The sequence below is a fragment of the Methylobacterium sp. WL116 genome (assembly GCF_008039455.1).
Taxonomy (GTDB): Bacteria; Pseudomonadota; Alphaproteobacteria; order Rhizobiales; family Beijerinckiaceae; genus Methylobacterium.
This window is the reverse complement of the sequence record NZ_VRUV01000013.1, coordinates 22,651-30,555: the sequence shown is the minus strand read 5'-3', so window position 1 is coordinate 30,555 and position 7,905 is coordinate 22,651. Positions and strand designations below refer to the sequence as shown.

5 protein-coding genes, 1 tRNA gene and 1 pseudogene are annotated in these 7,905 nt (G+C 51.4%); all 7 read left to right on the top strand.

All coding sequences use genetic code 11. The features are described 5' to 3' along the window. The first annotated feature begins 162 nt into the window (after positions 1-162). The 7 genes and pseudogenes from FV223_RS02780 (at position 163) to FV223_RS02745 (ending at position 7,874) form a co-directional block, all read left to right on the top strand. Positions 163-247: transfer RNA gene (locus tag FV223_RS02780), tRNA-Leu, on the top strand. Between the two features lie 93 nt (positions 248-340). Beyond that, on the top strand, positions 341-1,927 hold the full coding sequence (locus FV223_RS02775; RefSeq protein ID WP_246689584.1) for a site-specific integrase: 1,587 nt from the start codon (positions 341-343) through the stop codon (positions 1,925-1,927). A gap of 82 nt (positions 1,928-2,009) precedes the next feature. Beyond that, positions 2,010-2,884 (top strand): annotated as a pseudogene (locus FV223_RS02770) (IS5 family transposase). 427 nt (positions 2,885-3,311) lie between these two features. Further along, positions 3,312-4,295: a DNA (cytosine-5-)-methyltransferase gene (gene dcm, locus FV223_RS02760; protein WP_147725356.1), complete on the top strand. Its 984-nt coding sequence runs from the start codon at positions 3,312-3,314 to the stop codon at positions 4,293-4,295. Beyond that, a complete protein-coding gene (locus FV223_RS02755) occupies positions 4,296-6,299 on the top strand; it encodes a hypothetical protein (RefSeq protein ID WP_147725355.1) in 2,004 nt (667 codons plus the stop codon). Then, a complete protein-coding gene (locus FV223_RS02750; RefSeq protein ID WP_147725354.1) occupies positions 6,289-7,125 on the top strand; it encodes a hypothetical protein in 837 nt (278 codons plus the stop codon). Before FV223_RS02755 ends, FV223_RS02750 begins: the two co-directional genes overlap by 11 nt. After that, positions 7,122-7,874, top strand: coding sequence for a DUF6339 family protein (locus FV223_RS02745; protein ID WP_147725353.1), 753 nt, complete (start codon positions 7,122-7,124; stop codon positions 7,872-7,874). The genes FV223_RS02750 and FV223_RS02745 overlap by 4 nt, the downstream gene beginning before the upstream one ends. Positions 7,875-7,905 lie beyond the last annotated feature (31 nt).

The window sequence follows — 7,905 nt, the reverse complement described above, 5'->3', positions numbered from 1 at the left end:
GAGCCTCTGACGCGCTGGCGCCCGCCATCGGGCCGGCCATCCGCGCCGAGGCGAGCGCCACGATCACACCGGGCGGTCGAACGCCCGCACATGCGGAATCCCGATTGACGCCACCGATGCCACCCCCTAAACGAGCCTTCGTCGGCGCCGAGCGCCCGGCGAGCCCAGGTGGCGGAATTGGTAGACGCGCTGGTTTCAGGTACCAGTCTTGCAAGAGGTGAAGGTTCGAGTCCTTTCCTGGGCACCATCAGCTGGCTAAGCCGCTGATCCGCAGAACGAAATAGCAAAATCAGGGATTTACACTGCCCGGTTGGTACAAGCGGGTGGTACAATGGCGTTGATGACGACGCGTCCCTGGAAGCATCCCAAGACCGCCTTCTACTACCTGCGTCGGGCCGTGCCGCTCGAGCTGCGCGCGCTCGTCGGCAAGCGCGAAGAGAAGGTCAGCCTCGGCACCAAAGATCCGGTTGAGGCGAAGCGACTGCACGCCATCGCCCTCGTGGAGCTGGAGCAGCGTTGGGCCGCCTTGCGGGTGGGACCTCGCCGCTTGAGCGAGCGCGAGGCGCACGAACTCGCCGCCCCATTCTACGACCACTGGCTCGGTCTCTATCGCGACGAGCCCAGCCGGCAGACCTTCTGGCGCATCGAGCTCGGCGACAAACTGTGGCCGCCGCGGCGCCGGGGCTGGTCGCAGCGGGCCGACTTGGGCGCAGCCCTCATCCGCGACGTGAAGGAGAGCGTCGAGAGCGGGCAGTCCGCGATGGAGGAATGGTGCCTTCAGGAAGCGACGGCCCACCTCAAGCGCCGGGGTCTCATCGTCGAGGACGAGGACCACTTCAACCTCGCCAAAGCCATCGCCGCCGCCGTGCAGCGAGCGAGCTTGACCCTCGCAAGCTACGCGCGGGGCGAGTTCGATAGGCCAATTTTCGGCTCGCCAGTCGCGACGAACCAAGCTGTGGTGCCAGCGCAGACCCCAGCTACACGGCCATCCGTGACCCTTGATGAACTCGTGACCGGGTGGGCTGCAGAAAGGAACCCGACCGAAAAGACCCTCTACGAATGGAAGCGTGTGCTTCGGGGTTTTGCAACTTTCACCGGCAGCGACGATGCGGGGCTGGTCACGCCTGAAAACGTGATCGCTTGGAAGAACGACCTTGTTGCTGCGGGTCTCACGCCGAAGACGATCAACGATGCCAAGCTCGCGCCGGTGCGTACCATCCTGCAATGGGGTGTCAGCAACCGGCAGTTGCCGGCCAACCCGGCTGCGGGCATCACCATCAGCGTCAAGAAGAAAGCAGGTCAGGGGATCCGCAGCTTCACCGAAGCGGAAGCCCTTACAATTCTGCAGGCGGCGGCCGGCGAAATCGATCCAGTGCGGCGGTGGATACCCTGGCTATGCGCCTACTCAGGCGCTCGGCTATCCGAGGTATGCCAGTTGCGAGTCGAGGACATACAGGAGATTGACGGCGTCCCGACCATGCGGTTCGACGCCGAGGCGGGCTCACTGAAAACTTTCGGCTCGGAGCGGACAGTGCCGCTTCATCGAGCCCTAATCGCTGCGGGTTTCATCGAATTTGTTCGCGCACAGGGCATGGGGCCCCTGTTCTCGAGTCTGAAACCAGACAAGTTCGGCAAGCGTGGCGGCAATGGCACTAAAATCCTTGGACGGTGGGTTAGGGGGCTGGGAATATCCGACAAGCGATTGTCGCCGAGCCATTCCTGGCGACATCGTTTCAAGACCTTGGCGCGCAACCATGCACTTGCTCCTGACATCGCTGATGCGATAACTGGCCACTCTCATCGGTCCATTGGCGATAATTATGGCGATTATCCTATTATGGCGATGGAGCGAGAGCTTCAAAAGATACCCGCCCTAAACATAAAATTACCTGTATCAATTATATACCTACAAAATACAGTGCCGTAATTGGCTGAAAAGCTTAATTTTTCGGTGAGCGACGGGCATCGTGGGTGTTGAGAGGGTGTTCTACGCTTACTTAGGAACCCCGATGTGGACGCCAATTGCGCGCGCCGAGCTCGCGCGCGGGAGCCTGCCCTACGCAGCCAGCCTTATGGATGCCGAATGGGCGGTGCTTGCGCCGCCCTCGGGGATGCCGAGTGGGTGGTGCTTGCGCCGCTTCTACCGCCGCCGTCCAGCACAGGCTGCCCGTGGCGCCGGCCACTGCGCGCCGTCTTTGACAGTATCTTGTACGTGTTGCGGACAGGATGCGCATGGCGGCATCTGCCGCTGGACTTCTAACCGTGGAGCACAGTGAATCGCTGGCTCTTGCGCCTCTCGCAGACAGGCGTTCTCGAAGGCTTCGCTTATGCCCTCACGCTTGCTGACCGTGAGCGGGTCGGATGCGAGGGATGCATGACCGGCAGTGTCGTCGATCCGCAAGCCGCCCGCTCGGGTGGCGTGGGGGTGGCTGGCAAGCGCGGTTACGATCCGGCCCGGTGGGTCCGTCGGGCGCGCCTTCGACAAGCTTAGGATGAGCACGCCACGCACTCACGGATACGGACAGCCTTCTGCTCGTGGCGGCGGTCTCACCCGCTGACCTGCACGACAGCGACGGCGCGATTGTCCTTCTTCGTGCCTCGCGCGGCTGTTCCCCTCCCCGGCCCGATGCTTTGCCGACCGAGCCTATCGCGGCGAACGCGTTGACGCGGCCACGACCACACGGTCGAGATTGCCGAACTCAAGGAAGGCCAGAAGGGCTACGCGGTGCAGCCCAGGCGATGGGTCATCGAGAGGACGCTCAGTTGGATCGCCCGTTGCCGCAGACTAGCTCGCGACCACAAGGCCATTTCGTCCACTGCGCTTGCCTTCTTCCTCCTCGCCGCAGCCATGATCCTCGCCAGACGGATAGCGCAAACACTTTGAAGAAGGGTCTTACACCCCACCAAAAAACGAGAGGGGGCCTCGAACGGAGAACTCGCATTTTGCGTTCATTCAAGATATATACGCAAAAACACTCACATGAAGGCGCAAAACCCCAAAACAACGCACATTACGTTTTGACGCATGAGCTTGGCTGTGGCAGAAAGACATATCGTTGAGGGCAAGGTAAAATGAAGGAAAGTCAGTCGCGTGCAAACTTCATCCGCCTTGCGGAAAAAAGGACAATACGTCTGCTCAAAGACATTGAATTGCTGGGAAATTTATCAAATAGGTCGAATTATTCCTATACAGAAGACGAAGTAAAGTCTATATTCAAAGCTATATCGAAGGCTATTACTATAGCTGAGAGTCGATTTCAAGCAGGTCTAAAGTCGAGAGATAATCCGAAAGAGTTCAAGTTGGGTCAACTATGAAGTGTGGTGCATTGTTTGCAGGGATTGGAGGGTTTTGCCTCGGTTTCGAAGGGGCAGGTCTTCCAACTTCCTGGGCTGTTGAGTTGGATAGCCATGCTGCGCGTACTTATCGAGAAAATTTGAAGGCAGTAAGGCTCATTGAAGCATCGGTGGAGGATGTTTCCGCGCAATCGCATGATCTAGAGCCAGTAGATGTACTTCATGCGGGATTTCCGTGTCAGAGCTTTTCGCAGGCGGGCGTTCGAAAAGGATTTGAAGATCCTCGAGGAAAGCTATTCTTTGAAATTATTCGGATAATAGAAAGCTTCAAAGACAAGCGCCCGAAAGTGATAGTTCTGGAAAATTCTCCATTTTTACGCTATGGAGAAGGTGGAGTCTGGTTTCTTGAATTGCAACGGGCAATACAAAAAGCAGGATATTGGTTCAGACCAGAAAATTGCCGCGAGTTGAGTGCGTTCGATCTTACTGATCTTCCTCAGCAGCGCACCCGTTTATTTATGGTGGCATTATCTATGTCGCACTTTTCGAGCGGCCGCTTTGTTTTTCCAAGCGAGAAATTAAACAAGTCAAAAGAACTTCGAAACTTCGTTGATTTTGATGGCGTTGTTGATGATCGATATTATCTAGATAATGAAAATCGCTATTTTAAAATGATTTCGAAAAAAGTCGACGATAAAAACTGCCTTTATCAACTCCGTAAGTACGAAGTGCGGGCTAAAGAGCCCGGGGTTTGCCCAACTCTTACAGCAAATATGGGGCTTGGCGGACATAATGTTCCATTTTTAATGAATGGTCGAGGTCTACGAAAACTTACTGAGCGAGAATGTCTTAGTCTTCAAGGGTTCCCAAAGGAATTTCAATTTCCAGATACGGTCCCAATCGCGAAGCGTTATATTCAGGCTGGCAATGCTGTGTCGGTGCCGGTCGCTCGATTATTAGCAGAAAAAGTTAGAGCAAAACTCAAAAACGGGGAGACATAGGTGTCAAAAATCGGTTTTGAATTTCCGCTTGATGGCGCGGACCAGTGGGACGGTTTCAATGACCCTGGAATGGAGCACTTTTCGGGAAGTCCGTTTCAGCATTTGGGACGCGAAGTTCCACAGAACACTATTGACGCAAAAACGGGCAATCCAGCGCGAATTGAAATTCGCCTTCGTAAAGTACTCACAGCTTCCATACCTGACGTCAATGGTTTGAAAGCGGTGATGAATAAATGTTCCGAAGCAACTGAGAAAGAGGGCGATGAGAAACCATCGAAATTCTTTGCTGAAGCCTGTTCAATTCTGGAAAAAAAAGAAATAAATATTCTCCAATTCGCAGATGCGAATACTACTGGCGTTAAAGGTCCTTGTGAAAACGGCAAGCCGTTTTTTGCTATGATGAAAGCCACAGGTCAAAGCAAAAAAGCTGAGACTTCGACAGGATCATACGGTATCGGAAAATTTGCGCCTTACACGGTCTCCAGACTTCGAACGGTATTCCTAACTACAGTATGGAAAGATGACGCTAATAAACTGCATCATTATGTACAAGGCAAGGCAGTTCTTATGTCTCATATAGACGCCAATTCGAAGACACGGCGAGGCACAGGTTTTTGGGGAATTAAAGAGCAGTGCGCGCCTGTCACAAGTCTTACGGACGAAATTCCTGAGTGGCTTCGGCGCGGTAAAGCAGACGAATTGGAGACAGCTTTAGGAACCACTCTCAGTATTGTCGGTTTTTCCGCTACAAAAAATTGGGAAGACATTTTGGCAGCCAATATAGCTGAAAACTTTTTTGGAACTATTCATCGGGGTGAGTTAGAAGTCGAAATAGTAGGTTCGCATTTAATCGATAAAGATACGTTACCGTCTCTCTTGAGTAATGATTCACTGAAGAAAGCTATAAAACATCAAGAGAGCGAGCCGGAAAAATTCGAAACTATCGGGAGCTATCTTAAGGCCTTATCTGGCGGGGAAGAGGTCTTCGTTGCAAAAACAGAAAATCAGCATCTTGGCGAGTGTGAGCTAAGAATTCTAGTAGCTGAACATTTGCCGAAAAAAGTTGCCTTTCTAAGAAACGGGATGCTTATTACCGAAGGTCTTTCAGGTTTGAAACGATTTAGTGATTTCAAAGAATTCGTAGCGGTGCTGGAGTGTACCAGCACAAAGGGTCAGGCACTCCTGCGAGCAATGGAGCCTCCGCGACACGACGCGTTCGAGCCAGACCGTCTTCCGCCTGATAAACGATCAAGCGGACGCACTGCATTGAGAGAACTGTCAAGCTGGGTTCGTGAAAAGCTAAAACAATTTGCTCAGGATCCTGTCGGTGAGGAAACATCTTTGGATGAGATGGCTGATTTTTTTGCTGACGAAGCAGAAGACGGAGTAACGAAAGTCAAAGATGAGAATCCAAATGGTCGCATTACAGTTCGCGCCCGCCCTGTGAAACCAGCTAAAATAGCCGCTGTAACCGCTGCTGATGACACAGGCGCAATGTCAGTTGACGGATCTGCCGGAGCGGGCTTTGGGATTGATGGCTCACCAGAGGGGGGTAATGATGGAGGAGAAAATAGCGCCCCCGCCGAGAGCGCAAGGGGAGGAGGCAACGGTGGGGGAGGATCGGTAAACGAAAAACCTGATGTCGCGGAACAGAGCAATAGGTCACCGGCCGGCAGCGGCAGCGGCAGCGGCGGAGCAGGTGGAGCGAAAAAACCTTCTGGCACTCCACTTCATCTAATCAACGTTCGAGCAGTGCCGCTCGCAGATCATAGAAGACGGCGGGTGTCTTTCACTCCTGCACAATCTGGCACTATCGTGGTTCACCTCCAGGATTCTGGCGCCGACTCAAACTATCCTTTAATCGTTATTTCAAGCTCTTCGGGAAAAGTGAGCGACGGAAAGATTGAAAAATTGAAGGTAACGGCCAATAAGCGTTGCACTTTAGAAGTTGAACTTGATCAGCCCTTTAGTGGCACACTGAGGATTGTCGCCGATGCAGTTTGATATCCAAAGGGCGTTTCCCTATCCAGTCCTCAGGCCAAACATTGATGATTACATTGACGGTGATATACAAGCTACAGTAACTTTCGATTATTCTGAAGATAGCGCAGAGCTGACTGCTGAGATTAGTTTTGCTCTTAGCGTTCCAGAAATTAAAGATGAAATCGCTGCTGGCAGAGCAGAATACATCTGCGTTTTTGCTTGCCGCGATACCTATTACAGGCGAGCGGTTGGCTCTGACAAAACACTTTTTTCTGTCAAATTTCCTGCTGGCGCCCTGAGAGGTGAGGTAATAATCAGCCCGTATATTATTGCTGTACAACCGATTGCTAGCTTCAGCTCTAAGTGGATTAATGCTGAGTTCGGCCCTGGTCCGTTTTCATTCGAGTTGGGTGCGCCCTTAGCCGTCGACGAACCGCAAGCAGTATATATTGATCGTGATGCTTTCAAACCAATCAGTTCTTGTTTTGTGCTTGTGAAAAAAGACTCCCTTCCAGATAATGAATGGCGTATTGAGGCGTCCCAAGACAAGGTTCATATCGCCGTAAGTCCAAATCTGAAGGCGAAAATTGACTTGGCTCGGAATAATAAAAAAAATCAAGCGTTGCTGCTTAACTCGATATATTTCTCTGCTGTGATGCAATGCGTGTCTTACCTAAAAACAAGTGATGATTACTTAGATTATAAATGGGCCAATGTTTTTAGACAAAGATTAGTCGATACAAAGGTTGAGATTAAGAACCACGACGAATCCTGGGTCGCTCAGACTCTCATGAAACACCCCTTCTCACTAATTGATACTTACTTCTTTGGGGATACTTCGGAATGAGTAAGGCAAAATTTCTGCGCTCGTCCGCGCTAGAGGACCTTAGAGGTAGTGTCAAAGATAACTTGAAGTTATATCGGACACACGGATTCCCTCACATTGCTGTGGATCAAGCATTATGGTTTGAGCACGGTATTGAAGTTAATATAGAAAATCTTGGTAAAATGAAAATTCCTATAGCTGGGAATTTTTTTGAAGTCGAGAATTGTGAAACTATATTTGATTCTTTGTCTGGGCTTAGCCCATACGAAGCACGGGATGAAAGAATCTGGACCTATCTTTGTCATGTGGAGTTATTAGACTATGCTCGCGCACGTTGGCCGATCCCTGCGGACGATGGTGAGGCAGAAGCTCATATTCGGAAGCATTTTTTCGGGCGCGATAAAAGACAAATAGAACGCGACAACATTGCTTCCCGTTTGTGGTGGATGGCCCACTTGTGTGCGCGTGTGACAACCGTAGACAGGCGCCATGCCTTGGAAGCGTTCCTCTTTCGTTCAGATGTTCGCGCCAATCTTATCGAGCGTCCCACTACATCTCAGTCGATGGAGATATTCAGCGCGATTTTGAATAAACTTGTTGCTTCTTATGCCGGCAAACAAGTTCTTTTTGAAAGATTAAATTTCAGAAATTTAATGAAGGAAATCAATTCTGTAGGAGGTTTTAAGGTGTTAGAATGCTTGAATGCATCTCAGGCTGAAGCTGTCCTCAATGATATTATTACTAATAGAATGAAGATAAGTACGATTTAGGTTTTTTGGACATATGGTTTTAGGCGCAACA